Genomic DNA, 21,494 nt, shown 5'->3' with positions numbered 1-21,494 from the left:
ATGACCCGTGTCGCATCCGCTCTTTTCAGCCGCCTCGTCATCATCATCCCCTATGCCTGGCTGCTGTTTTTCTTTCTGATCCCGTTCTTCATCGTCTTCCGCATCTCGCTGTCGCAGACGGCGGTGGCGATGCCGCCCTATACGCCGGTCTTCGATCTGTTCGGTGGCTTGTCCGGCATCCTTGAAAAGGCGAAAGAGTTCTCGTTCGACAACTACGTCTGGCTGACGGAGGATGTCCTCTACTTCAACGCCTATGTGTCGAGCGTCATCATCGCGGCGGTTTCGACCGTGCTGACGCTGCTGATCGCCTATCCGGTCGCCTACGGCATGGCGAAGGCGCCGAAGACCATTCGCCCGACGCTGCTGATGCTCGTGATCCTGCCGTTCTGGACGAGCTTCCTGATCCGCGTCTACGCCTGGATCGCGATCCTGAAGCCCGAAGGGTTGCTCAACCAGTTCCTGCTGAGCATCAACGTCATCGACCAGCCGCTGATCATCCTCAACACCAATTGGGCGATCTACATCGGCATCGTCTATTCCTATCTGCCGTTCATGGTGCTGCCGATCTATTCGTCGCTCGAGAGGATGGATCACACCCTGACGGAGGCGGCACTCGACCTCGGCTGCACGCCGTTTACCGCCTTCTGGCGCGTGACATTCCCGATGTCGCTGGCGGGCGTCGTCGCCGGCTGCCTGCTGGTCTTCATCCCCGCCGTCGGCGAATTCGTTATCCCCGACCTGCTCGGCGGTTCGGAGACGTTGATGATCGGCAAGACGCTCTGGAACGAATTCAACGCCAACCGCGACTGGCCGGTTTCCTCGGCCGTGGCGACGATCCTGCTTCTGATCCTGGTGCTACCGATCGTCTACTTCCAGAACGCCCAGGCCAAAGCCGACAGCGAGGGGAGGTAGGACATGGGCAACTGGTCACGTTTCAACATCGCCTCGATCGTGCTCGGCTTCGGCTTCCTTTACCTGCCGATCGTGCTTCTGGTGATCTTCTCCTTCAATGAATCGAAGCTTGTCACCGTCTGGGCCGGCTTTTCGACCAAGTGGTACGCGCAGCTCTGGCACAACCAGGCGCTGCTCGATGCCGCCTGGGTGACGATCCGCGTCGCGCTGATCTCGGCGACCTTCGCCACCGTGCTCGGTACGCTCGCGGCTTTGGCGCTCGTCCGTTACACCCGCTTCCGTGGCCGCATGCTGTTTTCCGGCATGGTCTATGCGCCGCTCGTCATGCCCGAGGTGATCACCGGCCTGTCGTTGCTGTTGCTGTTCGTTGCCATCGGTCTCGACCGCGGCTTCTGGACGATCACGCTGGCGCACATCACCTTCACCATGTGCTTCGTTGCCGTGGTGGTGCAGTCGCGCTTGCTCAGCTTCGACCGGTCGATCGAAGAGGCGGCTCTCGATCTCGGCGCCACGCCGGTGACAACCTTCTTCTCGATCACCCTTCCGGTCATCGCGCCCGCGGTGTTTTCCGGCTGGGTTCTCGCCTTCACGCTGTCGCTGGACGATCTGGTGATCTCGAGCTTCACCACGGGACCGGGCGCCACGACGCTGCCGATGAAGATCTACAGCCAGGTGCGGCTGGGCGTGACGCCGGAAATCAACGCGATCTGCACCATCCTCATTGGCGTGGTCGCGATCGGCGTGGTGGTTGCCTCGATTGTTACCAAGCAGCGCGAGGCGCAACGCGAGCGGGACGAGCGGGCCGCCTTCGCCCAGTCCTGATCCGCTGAGCCTTCGCCAAGGCCGGTTTATGAAACCAACGGCCGGCGTCCCTGACACCGGCCGTTTTCAGTTGGGTTCGCCGAGAACCGACAGGGGCGAGATCACCGCATTCGGCCAGGAACCGCCGACGAAGAAACGCAGCCTTTGCCCGGCGTTCAGCGTGTCGATGTAGGTGCCGGCAAGCGCCAGGCTGCCGCTGCGATAGGGAATGACGCCGTTGACCGAGAGATTGCCGGTCTGGCCGGCAAAGAGCGCCCGGTTCAGCCGCGCCGATCCTTCCTCGAAGCTGGCTTCGATGTCTGCCGTCTGGAAGGCGAAGTCGCCGTCGCTCGCCTGCGACAGCGAAAAGAATTCGCCGGCCCGCACAAGGTTCGCAAAGGCATTTGTGTCGAAGCCGGTGAGGCTGCCATTGGCAAGTGAAAGCCTGATGCGGCCGGAAGCCTCGGCCACCTGCGTGCGCCAGAACGGGTGTTGCGTCGTAAGATCCAGATTGACATTGCCCCGGCCGGTTGGGACCGGGCCGGTGAAGCCGAAGTCTGCAAGGGCTGCAGCAAGGTCGGCATTTTTCAGCACCAGTTCCAGCCTGCCGCCGCCGGCCAGACCCTCTTCCGAAGCGGCGAGCCGCCCGCTGAGCCGGCCATTGGCATAGGTGCTGTCGGCGACGTTGACGGAGGCGCGCCCGTGATCGAGGATGACCCCGGCGGCGAGGTCTTCGAGCCGCAGCGGGCCGACCAGTGCCTCCTGCGCCGACAGCCGCACATCGGCACGCCAGCTGCGCATGAATGCATCGCCGAGTTGTTGCCTGAGTTCGTCCGGCTCCAGCGGGTCGATGAACGGCTGAAGTCCGTTGAGATCGATGCGGTCGAAGGCGAGCGTGCCTTCGACGCGGTGGGTATCGTCGATCGGCGTGGAGATGTCGAGGATGCCGGTCGCGTTGGCGCCGCCGAGCGTCAGGTGAAGTTCGTCGAGCTTCAGCGAGGCCTTGGCGCTGGTGACGTTGGCACTCAGGCTGAAGCCGGTGTCCGGCAGGGTGCCTGCCGCCTTGCCCCTGTACCAGGCGGCAAGGGCCTGCAGCGAGGCCGTCGAAACCTGCAGCCGTCCCGCGACGGCCGGTGTCTGGGAGAGATTGCCGTTGCCCTCGAACGAGAGATTGAGCGCCGCCGAGGATAGCGACGTCTTCAGCGCCGCGTTGCGGCCGGTCAGCAGCATCAGCGGTTCGTTGCATTCGAGCGTCCAGGCCACCACCTGTCCGGCAAGGGTGCCGGAAAGCCGGGCGCTGAGCTGCTTGGTGAACGACGGCCAGGAGACTGTTCCGGATATGCCGGAAAATTCCCGCGTCTGGTTGGTGACGAGGTCGATGATCTGCAGGCGACCGTTTTCGACCGTGATGTCGCCGAACGGCGTATCCTTGTCGGCGGCCTGCACGTCCGGTGTATTCAGCCAGTGCGGCCGCTGCCAGTTGAGTGTGCCGTCCGTGCGCCGCTCGAGCGTCACGACCGGCTCGACCAGCCGGACATCGTGCAGCGCCGGCGTGCCGTCGATCGCCGAGAACAGGCTGAACGTCGCGGTTATGCTGCCGATATGCGCGAGCTTGCGGGACGATCCGTCCGTCGTTTCGATCGTCGCCGAGCGGAGCGTCAGCGTTGGTTCCGGCCAGAAGCTGATCTCGGGATTGCCGGCGATCCGGCTTTTGCCCCCGGACCAGGCATCCAGCATGTGCTCTACGGTCGGACGCACGTTCGTGGTTGAAATCAGCAGAGGCAGGACGGCGTTGTAGCCGGCTGCAAGCCCGACGCCGATTGCGGCCGGCCACAGGAAATGGCGGCGCCGCAGCCGCGACAACAGGCGTACGTCGCGCATCATATGCAGAAATTTACGTCTCATGTCCGCCTGGTCGCCGTCGCTTGGGTCACGTGAGCTTGGATAGGCCTTCGGTCTCCAGAAATCAAATGCGACGGACAGGCAACAGACAGGTAAATGTCGTCCACGCGATGACGAGGCGCTTGCCGGTGCTGTTTATTTTGCGATGCAGCATGGTATAGAGGGCATGGAGCAGGAGTGGAGGAAAGCATGCACGCAGAGCAGCCGTTGTGGGTTCCGGGTCCGGAAATCCTTGCGCATAGCCCCATGGCCGAATTCATCGCCTGGAGCAGCAAACGCTTCGGCAGAACCTTTGCGGATTATGATGCTTTTCACGCCTGGTCGGTGGCCGAGCGCGGCGACTTTTGGACCGCGGTCTGGGAACACTGCGGCGTCATCGGCGAACGCGGCGCGACAGCCCTCGTCAACGGCGACCGCATGCTCGATGCGCGCTTCTTCCCGGAGGCGAAGCTGAACTTTGCCGAGAACCTTCTTCGCGAGACCGGCGACGGCGACGCGCTCGTCTTCCGCGGTGAAGACAAGATCGACTATCGCCTCTCGTGGGATGAACTTCGCGCGCTGGTATCGCGCCTGCAGCAGGCGCTGAAGGCTGAAGGTATCGGCCCCGGCGACCGCGTTGCAGCGATGATGCCGAACATGCCCGAGACCATCGCCTTGATGTTGGCGACCGCCTCGATCGGCGCGATCTGGTCGTCCTGTTCTCCCGATTTCGGCGAGCAGGGCGTTCTCGATCGTTTCGGCCAGATCACGCCGAAGCTGTTCATCACCTGCGACGGCTATTGGTACAATGGCAAGCGCCAGGACGTCGACGCCAAGGTTCGCGCGGTCTCCAAGGCCCTTGGCGTGCCGGCGCTGATCGTTCCCTATGCCGGCGACAGCGCGGCACTCGCGGCCTCGATCGAGGGTGGCGCGACGCTCGACGATTTCATCGCACCGTTTGCGGCAGCAACCCTGACCTTCGAACGCTTGCCTTTCTGCCATCCGCTCTATGTGCTGTTTTCCTCAGGCACGACGGGCGTTCCCAAATGCATCGTGCATTCGGCAGGCGGCACGCTTCTGCAGCACCTTAAGGAGCATCGTTTCCACTGCGGCCTTCGTCGCGGCGAAAAGCTCTTCTATTTCACCACCTGCGGCTGGATGATGTGGAACTGGCTGGTGTCGGGCCTGGCCGTCGGCGCCACCCTCTGCCTGTTCGACGGCTCGCCCTTCTATCCCGACGGCAACGTGCTCTTCGACTATGCCGCGGCCGAGAAGTTCGCGGTGTTCGGCACCTCGGCGAAATACATCGACGCCGTGCGCAAGGGCGGCTTCGTCCCGGCCAACACGCATAATCTCTCCACCCTTCGGCTATTGACCTCGACCGGTTCGCCGCTGTCGCCGGAAGGCTTCTCCTTCGTCTACGAGGGCATCAAGTCGGACGTTCAGCTTGCCTCGATCTCGGGCGGTACCGACATCGTTTCCTGCTTCGTCCTCGGCAACCCGCTGAAGCCGGTCTGGCGCGGCGAAATCCAGGGGCCGGGTCTTGGTCTCGCGATCGACGTCTGGAACGACGCAGGGCAATCGGTGCGCGGTGAGAAGGGGGAACTCGTCTGCACCAAGGCCTTCCCGTCGATGCCGGTGATGTTCTGGAACGACCCTGAAGGTGCCAAGTATCGCGCCGCCTATTTCGAGCGTTTCGACAATGTCTGGTGCCATGGCGACTTCGCCGAATGGACAGAGCATGGCGGCATCATCATCCACGGGCGCTCGGACGCAACCTTGAACCCCGGCGGGGTGCGCATCGGCACGGCGGAGATATACAATCAGGTCGAGCAGATGGAAGAGGTCGCAGAGGCGCTCTGCATCGGGCAGGACTGGGAAGACGACGTGCGCGTCGTTCTCTTCGTTCGTCTCGCCGCCGGCGTTGCCCTGACCGACGACCTGACCAAGGCGATCAAGAACCGCATCCGCGTCGGCGCCTCGCCGCGCCATGTGCCGGCAAAGGTGATCGCGGTCGCCGATATCCCGCGCACGAAGTCCGGCAAGATCGTCGAGCTTGCCGTCCGCGATGTCGTGCATGGCCGTCCGGTGAAGAACAAGGAGGCGCTCGCCAACCCGGAAGCGCTCGATCTTTATGCAGGACTGGATGCCCTTAAAAATTGAGGGCACGTTAACGGATTCGCGTCGTTGGAATTAACCAAGGCTTCAGACTTGCTGAAAAATCCCTAAAATTGCGGATCCGGCGGGTAAGGTCTTGTTAAGGATTGGGGGCGCATGGTCATGCCAACTTGAGGCCGATCGATGTTGCATCGGCGTTCGGCAGAGATGCCGTCGCAGACATGACGTCGTTACTTCTCGAGCGATTGTTGGTTTAGCATTCAACTATCGAGGTGGCCTCCCAGCCACCTTTTTTTTATGTGTTTCTCGTCTGCTCGGGCCTTGCTGAACGAGGCTCAGGAGCGGCGCTCAAGCGACCGCGACACGAGGATGACCGGGATCATGCCGGCGACGACGATGATCATCGCGGCGACTGAAGCATCTTCGACCTTGGCCCGGGACGCGTCCTCATAGACGAGTGTCGCCAGCGTGTTGAAGTTGAAGGGCCTGAGCATGATCGTCGCAGAAAGCTCCTTCATCGTCTCGATGAAGACGAGGAGCGCGGCGGTCAGTACCGCCGGGCGCATCATCGGCAGAAGGACGGTGCGCAGGGTCTGGCCGCCGGTGCGGCCGAGCGCGCGCGCTGCCATGTCGAGATGCGGCGAAAGCTTCTGGAAACCGGCTTCGAGCGAACCCTCGGCCATGGTGAGGAAGCGCACGCTGCAGGCGTAGATGATCGCAAAGCCGGTGCCGGTCATCATCAGCCCAGTGGAAACACCGAACGTATCGCGCATGCCGGCATCGATGATGTTGTCGAGAGCGGCCAGCGGGAAGAGCACGCCGATCGCAAGAACGGTGCCTGGCACGCCATAGCCGAAGGAGGCGAGGCGTCCGGCGATGTCGCTCACCCGCGAATGTCCCGTGCGCGCCGCATAGGCGAGCACGAACCCGAGCAGAACGGTAACCGTTGCGGTGGCGCCCGAGACGAGGATGCTATGAAAGAGCGCGTTGAGCAGCCGCGGCTCGATGAACTGGTCGATGCGCTTGAGCGCAAAATTGCCGAGGATCAGCACGGGAACGGCAAAGCCTGAAAGCACCGGCAGCAGGCAGGCGACCGTGGCGGCCCACTTCTTCCAGCCGGACAGCACGAGCCGGGCGGCGTCGTGGACGGCGGATGTCGTCTTCTGGCTGGAGAAGCGCTGGCGCCGCCGTGCGGCCCGCTCGATCATCATCAGGCCAATGACGAAGACCAGCATGATGCAGGCGATTTGTGCAGCGCCCGCGAGGCTGCCGCGGTTGAGCCAGGTGTCGAAGATCGAGAAGGTCAGCGTCTGCACGCCGAGGAATTCGACCGCGCCGATGTCGTTCAGCGTTTCCATCGCCACCAGCGTCAGGCCGATCATGATGGCCGGGCGGGCCATCGGGATCTGGATGCGGAAGAACACCTTCAGCGGCCCGGCACCGAGCGTGCGCGCGACATCGGCGGCGGCGCGCCCCTGCATCAGGAACATCGAGCGGCAGGCGAGATAGATATAGGGATAGAGAACCGAGCTCAGCACCAACACGGCGCCGCCGAGCGAGCGGATATCCGGAAACCAGTAGTCACGGCTGGTCTTGAAGCCGAAGACCAGGCGGATCAACCCCTGCACTGGCCCGGTAAAAGTGAAAAGCTCGCCGAATGCATAGGCCGCGAGATAGGCTGGGATCGCCAGCGGCAACACCAGAGCGGCCGACAGGAAGCGCCGCAGCGGAAACTCGCAGCTTGCAACGAGCCAGGCGGTGAGAATGCCGATGAAGGCGGTTGCAGCGCCCGTCAGCGAGATCAAGAGCAGCGTGCGCCCGGTGGCGCGCGGAATGACGTTCTGCATCAGATGCGGCCAGTCGCCGCCGCCGCCCGAGATCGCCAGCCAGGCTATCGCGATGATTGGCATCAGCACGATGAGTGATGTCAATCCGGCCCAGGTCGCCAGCAGGGGATGCGAAAGACCGGTTCCGGCACGCGCATGGCGGCGCTTGATGCTCTGAGATGTGGACTGCAATCGATCGATTCCGCGGCATAACGGCAGGACGTGGCCAGTGGCGGCCAAACTGGCCACCACGAGTCAACATTTCCTTATAGCATCCGGCCTCAGTTCGCCAAGACGCGTTGTGACGGGAAGGAAATTTCCACCAGCGTTCCCTCGTTCGGCGCCGAGGTGATCGAGAAGTGGGCGCGGTTCGCCTCTGCCATCGCCTTGGTCAGAGGCAGGCCGAGCCCGGTGCCGTCGCCGCGCTTGCGCGCGCCTGTCGTCACCTGTCGGAACGGCTTCATCGCCTGGTCCAGTTCACCGCGGGTCATGCCGACGCCGGTGTCGCGGATCCTCAGCATGACGCTGCCATTGGCCTCGTAGGAGGTCGATACCACGATCTGGCCGCCCGAGGGCGTGAAGCGGATGGCGTTCGCCAGAATGTTGAGCGCGATCTGCTTGATCGACCGGCCGTCGGCAACGACGTTGGGCACGGCCGCCGACAGCGAGGTGCGGATGATGACGCGCTGGCTGTTGGCCTGCGGCTGAACCAGCGACACGGCTTCCGATACGGCGTCATTGATCTCCACGGCGCCGAAGTCGAGCTCCATTTCGCCGGCCTCGATCTTCGAGATGTCGAGCAGATCGTTGACGATATCGAGCACATGGCGACCGGAGCGGCCGATGTCGCCGGCATATTCGATGTAGCGCGGGTGGCCGACCGGGCCGAAATGCTCGCTCGCCATCATGTCGGAAAAGCCGATGATCGCGTTGAGCGGCGTGCGGATCTCGTGGCTGACGCGGGCGAGGAACTCGGTCTTGTGGGCATTGGCCGTTTCGGCCGCGCGCTTGGCGTTGCGGAGTTCCTCTTCCGTGCGCTTCCACTGGGTGATGTCGCGGATGACGGCGCAAAAGCCGTTGGAGGCCGAAAGCCGCCCGATGGTCATGAACAGCGGAATGAAGCCGCCGTTCGCTTCCCGGCCGATCACCTCGCGTCCGTCGTTCAGAACACTCGCGACACCGTGGCCGGAAAGCCCGTGCAGGTAGTCGATCACTGCCTTCTGGCTTTCGTGGGCGAAGAGCGCGGCGAAAGGTTTGCCGCGGATCTCGCCCTCGTCATAGTTGAAGAGCGCGCTTGCCGAGCGGTTCATCGAGCGGATGTCGCCGTCATGGCCGAGAACGACAACGCCGTCGGTCGCGGTTTCGAGGATCGACTTCAGCTCGTCGATTTCCGTCTTCAGGCGATCGACGTCGTCATCGGAGATGGCCTGGTCGAGCTTGCTCGATGGCATGTTCGCGGCTGCCGGCGTCAGCGCCAGCATCAGCGCGCTCCGGCCGTCCCAGCGGATCGTGTGCAGGCGTGCGGTGACCGGACGCATCTGGCCGTCCTTGCGGATCAGCATCATCGTGCCGTCGGGTTCCTGGTCGGTCGCCTCTTCGCCGTTGGCAAAAAGCGCGTCGAGGCCGCCTTCCTGGACGAAGTCGTCGAGGTCGCCATAGGCGGTGAGCCGCAGGAATTCCGGATTGGCGTGCAGCAGTTCTTCACCGCGATGCACGAGCATGCCGATCGGCAGGCTGTCGAGGATCTCGCCGCTTAGGCCGATATCGGCCGCTTGCGGCTGGGGATCCACGTTCGCCTGTTTGTCCTCGGCGACGCCGTCGTCGGTCTTCGCTTCGGTTTCTTCCGCGCCAGGCTGCTCTTCTGCCTCTGGCGTCGAGGACGAAATGGTTTCGTGCGCGTCCACCGGCAAGGGGGTGTTCGCATCGGCCGGCGCGTCGCTTTCCTCGACCGGCGCGGCTTCCGTCGGCTTGCCGAAATGCTCGCCCAGTTGCCGAGCAATTTCGCGGAACGCGGCCTGTTCGCCACGCGTCAGCGCGGTTGCGGCGCGATGTTTCTCGAGTTCGACGATCTTGTCGGAGGCTGGAGGCTCGGTCGTATCGACCAGCTGTAGGGCAGGGCGCTCTCCCTGGAAGGGATCCTCAAGTGCCGCGTCGTGTTCATCGGAGGCGACTTCGGCCGCGTGGACCGGCTCTGCCTCATCCACACTGGTGGAGAGGGCCTGGTCTTCGTTCGCGTCGTGATCCTGCACCGTTGCGGCAGGCTCGGCTTCCGCTTCTAACGAGGGCTGTTCAACGACCTGCGCCTCGTCCGAGGACCGTTCCTCGATCTCGGAGCCGGTAGCTGGAAGATGCGCGTAGTCTTCCGGCAACGTCGCTTCCGCGTCCGGTTCCTCCGCCATGTCCGTTGCGGCGTCGAATGTGAGGCCGTTGGCGTCTTCGTCTTCCACGGCATCGGCAAGGCGCACGATGCCGAAACCGCGGAAGCCGTCGAATTCGCGAGAGCGCGAGTAGGTGGGCAGCGCCGCCAGGTCGACCGGAACCTTGAGGCTCGTGCCCTGCACGGGCCAGAAAATCGTCTTGCCCGACCAGGTGTCGCGGCGCTGCAGCAGCGCGCCGATCTTCTGGTCAGGATCGAGGCCGTAGCGTGCCGCCACTTCATTGAAGGTGGTGCCGATCACATCGGCGGCGCGCGGGCCGACGGCGGTGGCGAATTCCTCGGAGATCTCGCTGAAGCGGCCTTCGGCGTCGATCTTCCAGACGAAGCGCACCGCACGGGCGCCGGGCACGAACGCAAAGTCGGCCTGTTCGGACGGGGCGGTCTGGGCTGCCTCGACCGTCTCGTCCTCGCGAGCGACCTCTTCCGTCAACCGGATTTCATCGGCGGCCGGCGTCTCGGCCGCGGTCACGTCGGTCGCGACCGCAGGAGCCTGCTTGCCTTCCTCTTCCGTTGGCTCCACGTCCTGCGCCGTAGTGTCCGCATCCGCGGCCGCAACCGCCTGCGGATCTGTTGCGGCAATCGCCTCCGGTTCTTCCGGCAGAACGACCTGGTCTGTAGCGACGTCGACGTCTGCGTTCTCAAGGTCGCCATCGTCCTGCGCGGCATCCGCTTCGACAGGCACCGCCTGTTCGAATGCGTCGGCCAGGGCAGTGTCTTCGGCTGGTGCAGCGCTTTCATCCAGCGCTTCGGCCGGTTCGACGGTGTCCGCTGCCTCTGGCGCCGCCTCCTCAGGAACCGTTGCCTCCGGAACCGCTGTAATGGGGACCGGTGTCTCTGCGGTCGGCTCCAGTTCCCCGGCCGGCGGCAGGATCGGCAAGGCTTGCGCAGCCTCAGTCTCTTCGTCCGGATCGAGCGTGCCGAGAATGGTCTCGACAGCAAAGAGCAGGTGCAGCGACGGCTCGTCGGCGATCTTGCCGACCGCGGCCGGCAGGTGCCCTTTCCGCGTTGCGACCGGGCGCTTGATCAGCCAGTCGTGGTCCCGGCCGACGGCGTCGACGAGCTGCTTGCGCGTCTCGTCCGACATGCCGAGATCGATGAAGCCCGGCGAGTGCGCGATGATGCCGCCGTTGCCGTCGAGGACGGCCATGTGGGTGTCCGGCCCATCGAGGCCGGCGATCATGCGTGCAGCGCGATCCTCAAGCGTCAACGGCGCGCCGGAATGCGGTGCGGTAAAGAGTACGGCGTCCTCGTCCGGGCGCACGCGGATCATCTCCACGCTCACGTTGAGCGGCGTGCCGCGGAAGCCCGAGAACTTGCGGATCGAAAGCTGGCGCCGGTCGCCGGCGCGCACGAGCTGCGCTCCCGCGGCCTTGAGCTGACGCAGCGACAGGTCGCCCTGGTCCGGTCCTGCATCGATGAAATCATAGATCGACCCAGCTCCGAAAAAGGCCGCGCCCTGGTCGTTGGCCCAGAGAATGCGTGCGAAGTCCCGCGAAAACAGGATCGCCGCGTCGCCGCGGGCAAAATGCTCCCGCACCCGCGCATGCACGGCGATATCGATGAAGGGATACTGTCTCGCGGGCATAAGGGGGCCTATTGACGGATCGCTTGCGGGTTAACACTCTATTAATACCCGGCAGGCCCGCAAGGGTCCAGCGAGGGCCGGAGCTTCGTCACGGCTTTCGGCGCGAAAGGTTAATTCTCCGGATTTTGTGCACTGCACAATTTTATTGCAATGCACAAGCAAGTAGTTTATATAATGCGCATCAATCAACGGCGCCTCTGAAGAGGGCCAGACACCAAGGAGCGCTTTCATGGCTACCAAGAAGACCGACGACGTATTTTCCCTTTCCTCTTTCGACCCGGCGAAGTTCACCGACAGCTTCCGCGACTTCGCGGAAAAGGGTGCCGTCCAGTCGAAGGAAGCCTATGCCAAGATGAAGACCGCTGCCGAAGAGGCAACGAAGACCGTCGAAGCAACGCTCGAAAGCGCCCAGACCGGCTCCGTCGAACTCGGTCTCAAGGCCATCGACGCGCTGCGCACCAATGCTGAAAATTCGCTGTCGCACATGGAAGCGCTGCTCGGCGTGAAGTCGCTCTCGGAATTCGTCGAACTGCAGACGAGCTTTGTCCGCAAGCAGGCCGAGCTCGCCGTCGAGCAGGCGAAGTCGATGCAGGAAGCGACCAAGAAGGTTGCCGAAAACGTCGCCAAGCCGGGCAAGGACGCCGCTGAAAAGGCGATGTCGTCCTTCAAGAACGTCTGAACTCAGCCTACCGCGCCGGCTGAACAACGGCGACAGATTGCTGTCGCCCAATTCTGCCACTGCGCCGAAATCCAAGAATCCGGATGGCTTGCCATCCGGATTTTTTCCAGGATAATCTCAAGTTAAGGCTTGCAAAGCGACGGAAGTCTCCGTATGTGAGCCGCCAAGCGACTGATGTCGCTTTATGTGCGGTTGTAGCTCAGTTGGTTAGAGCGCAGGTTTGTGGCACCTGAGGTCGTAGGTTCGATTCCCACCAACCGTACCATTTCTTCCCTGTTCCACCGGTATAGAGACTTGCAGGGCGCCTTGCTTGGTCAGAACAGCTTGGCCAGGGCTCTTAGCGCCACGATATCTTGGACGCCGTTCTGATAAAGTTCGATGAGCCGGGCAGCGAGCGCCGTTGCCTCTGCCGACTGGCGCGAAAGTTCTCGCTCGCGCAGCGCTTCCTTGAAGACATCGTCGATCTTGGTGAGTTCACCCGGCAGGATCGGCCGGCCCGGAATGGACACAAGCATCCTTCCATACTCCTTTGTCGAAGCGGGAGCGCGTGCCGACTGCGACCGGCGTGTGGGAGCCATCGCCTTGAGCAAGCAGCTCTCTTCCCTGTGAAAGCAACGTCGGACCAGCGCGCCGGGTTCCTGTCGTCGCGATACCCAATTCGGGCTAGTATTTGGGCGCTGGGCGGATCCGGTTCGAATAGACACGGGACCCATCCGCCGGTAAAATTTAGCCAAGAGGATTCCCAGTAAGGCGTCGCAATCCATGGCCAAAGAATCCATCACACGGCGGCTTGCCGCCATCCTGGCTGCCGATGTCGTCGGCTACAGCCGGCTGATGGAGCGAGACGAGAAGACCACCTACACACAATTGATGGCGCGGTGGAGCCAAGTGCTGGAACCGCTCGTCGAAACCCACCAGGGCCGGGTGTTCAAGCGCACGGGCGATGGCGTGCTCGTGGAGTTTTCGAGCGCCGTCAACGCGGTCGAATGCGCCGCCGCCTTGCAGCGGGCGATGTTCTTAGCCAATGCGGACGTGCCTCATGATCAGCAGATCGTGCTGCGCGTCGGCATCAACATGGGCGACATCATGGTCGCCGACAGCGATCTCTACGGCGACGGCGTCAATGTCGCCGCCCGGATCGAAGCGCTCGCCAGGCCCGGCGGCGTGGCGATTTCCGATGGAGTGCACGAATATGTGCACGGCCGCATTGAGCTTGATTTCGTCGACAGCGGCCATCACGAGGTCAAGAACATCGAGCGGCCGGTGCATATCTGGAGCTGGTCGCCGGACGAATATGCCGACGCGCCGATTAGGGTCGCCGCCGAGGCCCCACCGCAACTTCCGAGCCGACCGTCGATCGCCGTGCTGCCCTTCGACAACATGTCCGGCGATCCGGAGCAGGGCTATTTCGCCGACGGCATTACCGAGGACATTATCACGGATCTCTCGAAGGTATCGGGTCTCTTCGTCATCGCCCGCAACTCCTCCTTCGCCTACAAGGGCAAGTCGGCCGATATCCGTCAGGTCAGCCGCGATCTCGGCGTTCGCTACGTGCTCGAAGGCAGCGTGCGCCGCGCCGCCAACCGCATTCGCATCAACGCCCAGATGATCGACGGAACCACCGGAGGCCATCTCTGGGCCGAGCGCTACGATCGCGGCATCGAGGATATCTTTGAAGTCCAGGACGAGGTAACGCGCACCATCGTGACGGCGCTCAAGGTGAAGCTGACGGCTGGCGAAACGGAGCGACGCGAGGGGCGCGGCAAGGTCGACCCGGAGGCCTACGATCTGCTCGTGCGGTCGCGCCAGGCGATCCTGCGGTTCGACGCGGTGTCATCTGCGGAAGCGCGCAGCATGCTCGAACGGGCGATCGTCATCGACCCGGAGCTTGCCGCAGCCTACGCGTCGCTCGCGATCATCGCGATGACCGACTACATCAATCGGTGGAACGGTGGCACCGTCGACAATATCGAGCGCGCTCTCAAGCTTGCGCAGAAAGCCGTCGAGACCGACGAGCATGAACCTCACGGCCACCACGCGCTCGCGATAGCGCTCTGCTGGAAGCGCCGCTTCGACGAGGCCGAGCGGGCTGCCCAGCGCACGATCGAACTCGACCCGAACTCCGCCGGCGGCCACACGCAGCTTGGCACGATCAGGGATTTTCTCGGCCAGTTCGAGGAGGCCTTGCCCTTCTACACCCGCGCCCACAGGCTCGATCCGCAGTTCGACCTGGCGCTGCATTTCCTTGGCCGGACCTTGCTCAATCTCGGCCGCTTCGATGAAGCCGAGATCGCCTTCAAGCGGCGCCTGGCCTTGGCGCCGCGTTCGGACATGACGCGCTTCTATCTCGCCTGTCTCTACGGTCGTACCGGACGTCATGAGGAAGCGCGGCGCTATTGGCACGAGGTTTTCGAGGTCAATCCGGACTTTTCCATCGACCACTTCAAGCGGGCCATGCCCTACCAGGATCCGGCCGTTATTCCGCGGCTGATCGACGGCCTACGGGAGGCCGGGATTTCGCTGTAGCTGCGGCGCCGACGTTGGGCACCGGAGCGCTTCATATGAAGATCTGGTGCTCCGCGGTCACCAGTTCCTGCAGGAAGGCGACGACGGTGCGCACGCGTACGAGATCGCGGGCGCTCTCATGATAGGTGGTCCAGTAGGCGCGGCGGATGGTCGTTTCCGGCAGGATGCGTTTCAGCTCCGGCGCATGGCGGGCAATGTAGTTGTGCAGAATGCCGATACCGGCGCTGGAGCGCACCGCCTCCGTCTGGCCGGTGGCGCTGGATATCTCGAAGGACGCGTCCCAGCTGCGCATGATCTCAGCGGAAAAATTCAGCGACGGCGTGAAGATCAGGTCCTCGACGTAGCCGATGCGGCGGTGTCCCCTCAGGTCGTCGATCGTCTGCGGCGTACCGTGTCTTTCGAGGTAGTCGGCCGAGGCGTAGAGGCCGAGCGTATAGTCGGTGAGTTTCGAAGAAACGAGCCGGCCCTGTTCCGGCCGCTCGATGGTGATCGCGATATCGGCCTCGCGCTGCGACAGCGAGAAGGACCGAGGCACCGGCACCAGCTGCAGCTTCAGTTCCGGATAGCGCGCCGTCAGCCGGCCGAGCCGAGGGGCGAGGAAAGAGACGCCGAAGCCGTCGGGCGCGCCGATCCGCACCGTGCCGGCGATCGCCGTATCGATCCGGCCGATCTGCGACTGCGCTGCCAGCATCTCTGTCTCCATCCGCTCGGCAGCACTGAGGAAGATTTCACCCTCGGCGGTCAGCTCGCAGCCGTTCGGCCGGCGCACCAGGAGCCGCGTTTTCATCGCCTCTTCCAGCGCAGTCACCCTCCGGCTGAGCGTGGCATGGTTGACGCCCAACCGCTTGGATGCGGCCAGGATCTGTCCGGTCCGCGCCACGGCCAAAAACATTCTGACATCGTCCCAGTTCATGGTGTTGAGCCCCGGTTGCGGTCGTTGGGCTTTAGTTTTTGCACAACGGTTGCTGAATATCGGAAATTGATTTGTTGAAATCGTAGTGCGATCATGCCGCCACAATCAAGATCTGGAGGAAACCATTCATGTACGAACTCGGTCATTTCATTGATGGCAAGCGCGTTGCCGGTAAGAGCGGTCGCGTCAGCAACATCTTCAACCCGGCAACCGGCGAAGTGCAGGGCACCGTGGCGCTCGCAAGCGACGCGGAACTTTCGGCAGCGGTCGAAAGCGCCAAGGCAGCACAGCCGAAGTGGGCGGCCACCAACCCGCAGCGCCGCGCCCGCGTCTTCATGAAGTTCGTCGAACTTCTGAACGCCAACATGAACGAGCTCGCCGAGATCCTGTCGCGCGAGCACGGCAAGACGATCGAAGACGCCAAGGGTGACCTCATCCGCGGTCTCGAAGTCTGCGAATTCGTCATCGGCATTCCGCATCTGCAGAAGAGCGAGTTCACCGAAGGCGCTGGCCCCGGCATCGATATGTACTCGATCCGCCAGGCCGTCGGCATCGGCGCCGGCATCACCCCGTTCAACTTTCCGGCCATGATCCCGATGTGGATGTTCGCCCCGGCCATCGCCTGCGGCAACGCCTTCATCCTGAAGCCGTCCGAGCGTGATCCGTCCGTTCCGATCCGCCTTGCCGAACTGATGATCGAGGCCGGTCTGCCGGCAGGCATCCTCAACGTCGTCAACGGCGACAAGGGTGCGGTCGACGCGATCCTGACGCATCCGGATATCGCCGCCGTCTCCTTCGTCGGCTCGACCCCGATCGCCCGCTACGTCTATGGCACGGCGGCCATGAACGGCAAGCGCGCCCAGTGCTTCGGCGGCGCAAAGAACCACATGATCATCATGCCCGACGCTGATCTCGACCAGGCCGCGAACGCCCTGATGGGCGCCGGCTACGGCTCGGCCGGCGAGCGCTGCATGGCGATCTCGGTTGCCGTTCCGGTCGGTGAGGAAACCGCCAACCGCCTGATCAGCAAGCTGACGCCGATGGTCGAAAGCCTGCGCATCGGCCCCTACACCGACGAGAAGGCCGATATGGGCCCTGTCGTCACCAAGGAAGCCGAACAGCGTATCCGCAGCCTGATCGACAGCGGTGTCGAGCAGGGCGCCAAGCTCGTGGTCGACGGCCGCGACTTCAAGCTCCAGGGCTACGAGCAAGGCCACTTCATCGGCGGCTGCCTGTTCGACAACGTCACCCCGGACATGGACATCTACAAGACCGAAATCTTCGGCCCGGTTCTCTCGGTCGTCCGCGCCAAGACCTACGAGGAAGCCCTCGATCTGCCGATGAAGCACGAATACGGCAACGGCGTCGCGATCTACACCCGCGATGGTGATGCGGCCCGCGATTTCGCGTCGCGCATCAACATCGGCATGGTCGGCGTCAACGTTCCGATCCCGGTTCCGCTCGCCTACCACTCGTTCGGCGGCTGGAAGTCCTCGTCCTTCGGCGACCTCAACCAGCACGGCCCGGACTCGATCAAGTTCTGGACCCGCACCAAGACCATCACCGAGCGTTGGCCCTCGGGCATCAAGGACGGTGCCGAGTTCGTCATGCCGACGATGAAGTAACAACGGGATAAAGATCCTCCCGCTTCGGGGCCTCCTTCGGGAGGCCCTTTTTTGTTGCATTCGGCGATACGACACAACTAATTTGCGAACCGTGGGCAAGGGCCGTGAACGGACCGCTGCTTCAACGGCAGCCTGGCGGGCGGGGGCGCACCAGGCGAATTCTGTTTGATCCTGTGCTGTTGGAACGCTTTTGCGGCGTGTCCGATGCACAACGGATGGACGGAGGGGACCATCATGGTTGTGGCTGAAGCGACGTCGTTTCAAGCAGCGCCGACACGCGAGGTTGGCCATGGCTTCATTCATCACCTCGAACGCTTTCGTCCTCAGCTGATTGCCGTCGTCGCTGCCACGATACTTTCCGGCTGGGCCGTCTACCGTTACGCGGTGCCGGCGCTCGTCGAGATCGCGGTGCTGGTGACGCCGCCAGTCGTGCCGAAGATCATGTCAGCGAGTACCATCGAGGCGATGGACCGAACTGTATTCGACAAGACCAAGCTATGCACCGAACGCCAGGAGAGAATCCGCGAAGGGTTCAATGCGATAGCCGCCCTCTCCATCCGGGGCCAAGCCGGTTACACGCTCAACTTTCGCACAGGCCGGATTATCGGGCCGAACGCCTTTGCGCTCCCGGACGGCACGCTGGTGGTCACCGACGAACTCATCGAGCTTGCCGGCGACGATACGGAAGTGACTGTCGGCGTGCTGGCGCATGAGATCGGCCACGTCGAACTGGAACACAGTCTGCGCCAGATCTATCGCGCCGCCGGCGTTGCCGGCCTCATCATGATGATCGGCGGCGATATCGGGTCTGGAACTGAAGATTTGCTGGTGCAGGGCGCCGGCCTTCTTTCGCTTTCCTATTCGCGCGGGGCGGAAAGTGCGGCCGACAGGCATTCGGTGGAGCTGATGCAGAAGGCGGGCAGGGATCCGGTGGCGATTGCCCGCTTTTTCGATCTGATCGAGGAAAAGCTCGACGATCATGGCGAAACCAGCATCCTGTCGACGCATCCAGGGACGCCGGAGCGGCGCAAGGCGATCCTCGACTATGCGGCGGAGTTGCGCGCCAAGGCGCAGTGAGCCTGCTGGACGTGTCGTCTCGCTATTCCCGAAACGAAAACAGCGGGCCGATGGCCCGCTGTTTCTGTCTTGCAACTTGTCTGTGATCAGTCCTGCGGACCGTCGTTGTAGCCGACCTTGTCGACCAGTTCGGAAGCCTTCTTGCGGTTCGCCGCGATGTCGGCAAGCGGCAGGTCGTCCGGCTTGATCGTGCCGAAGGACTTGACGACGTCAGACGGCTCGGCGCCCGGCAGAACCGGATATTCGAACACCTGCTCGGCGTAGATCTTCTGGGCTTCGCCTTCCGACAGGAATTCCATCAGCTTCAGCGCGTTGTCCTTGTTCGGGGAGTTCTTGGCGAGCGCCATGCCCGAAATGTTGACGTGCGTGCCGCGGTCCTTGGCGTTCGGGAAGAGCACCTTGATGGCCGCTGCCCAATCCTTCTGTTCCGGCTCCTTTTCGTTGGTCATCATCAGACCGACATAGTAGGTGTTGCCGAGTGCCAGGTCGCATTCGCCGGCGAGAATCGCCTTGGCCTGGTCGCGGTCGCCGCCGTCAGGCTTCTTGGCGAGGTTGTTCTTCAGGCCGGTCAGCCACTTCTCGGTCTCGGCTTCGCCATGGTGGGCGATCATCGAGGCGAAGAGGCCGATGTTGTAGGAGTGCTGGCCGTCGCGGGTGCAGATCTTGCCCTTCCACTTGGGGTCGGCAAGCTCTTCATAGGTGATGTCGTCCTGCGCGACGCGCTCCTTGGAAGCATAGACGACGCGGCCGCGGGTGGTGAGGCCGAACCAGTTGCCCTCAGGATCGCGGAAATGCGCCGGGATGTCCTTGTTGATCGTCTCGTTGGCAACAGGCTGGGTGACGCCCGCATCCTTCGCCTCGGTCAGGCGGCTGATGTCGACGGTCAGGATCACGTCGGCCGGCGAGTTGGCGCCTTCGGCCTGGATGCGCTCGACGAGACCCTTGTCGAGGAAGAGCACATTGGTGGTGATGCCGGTTTCCTTGGTGAAGGCGTCGAGCAGCGGCTTGATCAGGTCGGGCTGCCGGTACGAGTAGATATTGACTTCACCATCGGCCCAGGCGGCGCTCGTTGCCAGCAGGGTTGCCGTCAGGGACAGGACGCCCATCGATGCTCTTGAAACGGACATCGCTTCCTCCATTTTCTCGTTTGCGCTAAGTTAACAAAATTCCTCATCTTTCTGACCGGGGCGCCGCAATCAGTCAATCAGGAAACCGTAAACGCTCAACAAGAAGTGACTTTTCTGGCTTTTTGGAATTGTTCCAAACTACGATCCGTCCTATATGATGAGTTCGTGAACCTCTCGATGCCGGAGTGAATGATGCGTCTGACGAAGCAAACGAACTACGCGGTTCGCATGTTGATGTACTGCGCCGCCAACGGGGAAAAGCTCAGCCGCATTCCCGAAATCGCCAGGGCCTATGGCGTTTCCGAGTTGTTTCTCTTCAAGATCTTGCAGCCGCTGACCAAGGCCGGCCTCGTTGAAACCGTGCGTGGCCGCAACGGCGGCGTACGCCTGCCGAAGCCTGCCTCGGCGATCACGCTGTTCGACGTCGTCAAGGTGACGGAAGACAGTTTCGCGATGGCGGAGTGCTTCGAAGCGGGTGAGATCGAATGCCCGCTCGTCGACAGCTGCGGCCTGAACTCGGCGCTGCGCAAGGCGCTGAACGCCTTCTTCGAAGTGCTGCAGGGCTACACGATCGACGACCTCGTCAAGGCCCGCCCTCAGATCAACTTCCTGCTTGGCCTGGAAGAAACCAAGCGTCCGCAGACCTCGGCTGCCTGATATCTCCGAACACCGCCGCGCACATCGCGCGGCATGGCCCGGCGGCTGAAGTGCCGCCGGGTGTTATTCCTGCGGTAGATATTCCCGCAATATGAAGTCGATCGCAGTCGGGTCGATTTCAGCCTTGTCGATGCGGAAATCGGCACCGTAATCCTCCAGATTCTGAAAATAGGCATCGGCGAGCGAAGCTGAGATCACACCGATCGGGCCGATATAGCCCTGGTGCCGGAGGGCTGGGACCGTCTCGCGGAAATCGAGCTGCGGCCGCAGGCGGTTGTCGAGCAGGATCATCGACACCGGTTTGCCGGAGCGCAGGAATTCAAGCGCATCGTCCATCGTCTGGCAGTAGTGCAGCTCGATGTCGATGCTGCTCACCTTGCGGATGAGCGCGCGCAGGATCAGGTTTTCTGCCGGGTCGTCGTCAACGAGCAGGATGTGTGCTTTTCGCGTCATGACCGAATACCCTTGCTGATGGCGGGCGTCCCGTTCGTTGGGCGTGGCGGTGCGAAACGCGGCCACGCATCGGCTGCTACTGGATGATCTGCTCTCGGATTGCCTTCGCCACCATCTGGGTGCGATTGACGACGTCGAGTTTCTTCAGGATCGTTGCGGTGTGTGAGTTCACCGTGTGCTCCGACACCGAAACGATGAGCGCGATCTCGCTTGCCGTCTTGCCGTGCGAGATCCATTTGAGGATTTCGGTTTCGCGCGGCGTCAGTCCCATCCCGGCCTTGTTGGCAAGCGCGATGCGATAGAAATAGTCGAAGGCGGCGATCGCGTCATAGGCGAGCGCGACATGCTCGGCCCGGCCGATATCTTCCCCGTCTCCGAGAAAGAGCACGGCGTAGCGTGCACCAGTCGAGGCTGCGTGCACCGGCACGCTGACGAGCAGTTCGAAGCCGAGCTGCACCAGCAGATTCTGCCCAGCGTCGCAGCCGGGGTCGTCCGCCCGCCAGACCGACGAGATCGCCGAGCGGTGCAGTGTCTTGTAGAACACGGAGTCGCCGAAGCGATGGCGCTTGTCGTATTCTTCCGCAAGCCCGGAGGGCAGGTCGTGCAGCACCAGGCGGGTGGACAGCATGCAGGCGTCGTTCTCGTTGCCAAGCTGCAGGATGCCGAAATGGCTGAAGCCGAAGCGCAATGCCATCGTATGAAAAATGCGGAAGAAATCGACGCGGTTCAGCGCCTTCTCTAGCTCGTCGCGAAGGTCGTATCGCCTGTGATTTTCCAGCAAAGCCGCCACGGACTGGCTATCCCCTTATCGTCGCGCGGCAGTTTATCCCGCGCGCCGCAGCGATCAATCGGCAAAGTGCGTTGCCGGTATTGCGGG

General features: G+C 62.8%; 16 protein-coding genes and 1 tRNA gene. 9 read left to right on the top strand and 8 right to left on the bottom strand.

Going from position 1 to position 21,494, the window contains the following annotated elements; all coding sequences use genetic code 11:
* On the top strand, positions 1 to 912 hold the full coding sequence (locus IB267_RS11815; RefSeq protein ID WP_192447785.1) for an ABC transporter permease subunit: 912 nt from the start codon (positions 1 to 3) through the stop codon (positions 910 to 912).
* A gap of 3 nt (positions 913 to 915) precedes the next feature.
* Positions 916 to 1,734, top strand: coding sequence for an ABC transporter permease subunit (locus tag IB267_RS11810; RefSeq protein ID WP_192447783.1), 819 nt, complete (start codon positions 916 to 918; stop codon positions 1,732 to 1,734).
* A 66-nt stretch (positions 1,735 to 1,800) separates the two neighbouring features.
* Here the strand turns inward: IB267_RS11810 and IB267_RS11805 are convergent, their stop codons facing one another.
* Positions 1,801 to 3,618, bottom strand: a complete 1,818-nt coding sequence (locus tag IB267_RS11805) for an AsmA-like C-terminal region-containing protein (RefSeq protein ID WP_192447782.1) — start codon at positions 3,616 to 3,618, stop codon at positions 1,801 to 1,803.
* A gap of 186 nt (positions 3,619 to 3,804) precedes the next feature.
* On the opposite strand from IB267_RS11805, the gene IB267_RS11800 reads away from it, so the two are divergent.
* Positions 3,805 to 5,757 carry an acetoacetate--CoA ligase gene (locus IB267_RS11800; RefSeq protein ID WP_192447780.1) on the top strand — a complete coding sequence of 651 codons (1,953 nt, stop codon included), beginning with the start codon at positions 3,805 to 3,807 and terminating at the stop codon, positions 5,755 to 5,757.
* Between the two features lie 290 nt (positions 5,758 to 6,047).
* On the opposite strand, the gene IB267_RS11795 is transcribed toward IB267_RS11800, so the two are convergent.
* Together IB267_RS11795 and IB267_RS11790 are read right to left on the bottom strand one after the other, a co-directional pair.
* Positions 6,048 to 7,730 (bottom strand): iron ABC transporter permease, encoded by a 1,683-nt coding sequence (locus IB267_RS11795; protein WP_192447778.1) that lies wholly within the window; start codon positions 7,728 to 7,730, stop codon positions 6,048 to 6,050.
* A gap of 89 nt (positions 7,731 to 7,819) precedes the next feature.
* Positions 7,820 to 11,560, bottom strand: coding sequence for an ATP-binding protein (locus IB267_RS11790; RefSeq protein WP_192447775.1), 3,741 nt, complete (start codon positions 11,558 to 11,560; stop codon positions 7,820 to 7,822).
* 229 nt (positions 11,561 to 11,789) lie between these two features.
* Between IB267_RS11790 and IB267_RS11785 the strand changes: the two genes are divergently transcribed.
* The gene (locus IB267_RS11785; RefSeq protein ID WP_192447774.1) at positions 11,790 to 12,239 is read left to right on the top strand and encodes a phasin; all 450 of its coding nucleotides are present in this window, start codon (positions 11,790 to 11,792) and stop codon (positions 12,237 to 12,239) included.
* A 188-nt stretch (positions 12,240 to 12,427) separates the two neighbouring features.
* A tRNA-His gene (locus IB267_RS11780) sits at positions 12,428 to 12,504 on the top strand.
* A 49-nt stretch (positions 12,505 to 12,553) separates the two neighbouring features.
* Here IB267_RS11780 and IB267_RS11775 read toward each other — a convergent pair.
* The gene (locus IB267_RS11775) at positions 12,554 to 12,754 is read right to left on the bottom strand and encodes a hypothetical protein (RefSeq protein WP_192447772.1); all 201 of its coding nucleotides are present in this window, start codon (positions 12,752 to 12,754) and stop codon (positions 12,554 to 12,556) included.
* A 247-nt stretch (positions 12,755 to 13,001) separates the two neighbouring features.
* On the opposite strand from IB267_RS11775, the gene IB267_RS11770 reads away from it, so the two are divergent.
* Positions 13,002 to 14,765, top strand: coding sequence for an adenylate/guanylate cyclase domain-containing protein (locus IB267_RS11770; protein ID WP_192447771.1), 1,764 nt, complete (start codon positions 13,002 to 13,004; stop codon positions 14,763 to 14,765).
* A 31-nt stretch (positions 14,766 to 14,796) separates the two neighbouring features.
* On the opposite strand, the gene IB267_RS11765 is transcribed toward IB267_RS11770, so the two are convergent.
* Entirely contained in the window at positions 14,797 to 15,678 is an 882-nt protein-coding gene (locus IB267_RS11765) for a LysR family transcriptional regulator (RefSeq protein WP_192447769.1), read from the bottom strand.
* 128 nt (positions 15,679 to 15,806) lie between these two features.
* Here IB267_RS11765 and IB267_RS11760 point away from each other — a divergent pair, with 128 nt between their 5' ends.
* A complete protein-coding gene (locus IB267_RS11760) occupies positions 15,807 to 17,303 on the top strand; it encodes a CoA-acylating methylmalonate-semialdehyde dehydrogenase (protein WP_034800841.1) in 1,497 nt (498 codons plus the stop codon).
* 234 nt (positions 17,304 to 17,537) lie between these two features.
* Positions 17,538 to 18,380, top strand: coding sequence for a M48 family metallopeptidase (locus IB267_RS11755; RefSeq protein WP_246810615.1), 843 nt, complete (start codon positions 17,538 to 17,540; stop codon positions 18,378 to 18,380).
* 86 nt (positions 18,381 to 18,466) lie between these two features.
* Here the strand turns inward: IB267_RS11755 and IB267_RS11750 are convergent, their stop codons facing one another.
* The gene (locus IB267_RS11750; RefSeq protein ID WP_371742539.1) at positions 18,467 to 19,486 is read right to left on the bottom strand and encodes a Fe(3+) ABC transporter substrate-binding protein; all 1,020 of its coding nucleotides are present in this window, start codon (positions 19,484 to 19,486) and stop codon (positions 18,467 to 18,469) included.
* Between the two features lie 213 nt (positions 19,487 to 19,699).
* Between IB267_RS11750 and rirA the strand changes: the two genes are divergently transcribed.
* Positions 19,700 to 20,164, top strand: coding sequence for an iron-responsive transcriptional regulator RirA (gene rirA / locus IB267_RS11745; RefSeq protein ID WP_034801384.1), 465 nt, complete (start codon positions 19,700 to 19,702; stop codon positions 20,162 to 20,164).
* Between the two features lie 63 nt (positions 20,165 to 20,227).
* Here rirA and IB267_RS11740 read toward each other — a convergent pair whose 3' ends face one another.
* Both IB267_RS11740 and IB267_RS11735 read right to left on the bottom strand, forming a co-directional pair.
* Positions 20,228 to 20,617 (bottom strand): response regulator, encoded by a 390-nt coding sequence (locus IB267_RS11740; protein WP_043618400.1) that lies wholly within the window; start codon positions 20,615 to 20,617, stop codon positions 20,228 to 20,230.
* A 76-nt stretch (positions 20,618 to 20,693) separates the two neighbouring features.
* Positions 20,694 to 21,407, bottom strand: coding sequence for a helix-turn-helix transcriptional regulator (locus IB267_RS11735; RefSeq protein WP_052201830.1), 714 nt, complete (start codon positions 21,405 to 21,407; stop codon positions 20,694 to 20,696).
* Between the last annotated feature and the right edge of the window lie 87 nt (positions 21,408 to 21,494).

It is taken from the genome of Ensifer sp. ENS09 (assembly GCF_014852425.1).
Classification (GTDB): Bacteria; Pseudomonadota; Alphaproteobacteria; order Rhizobiales; family Rhizobiaceae; genus Ensifer.
This window is presented reverse-complemented; position numbering and strand designations above follow the sequence as displayed.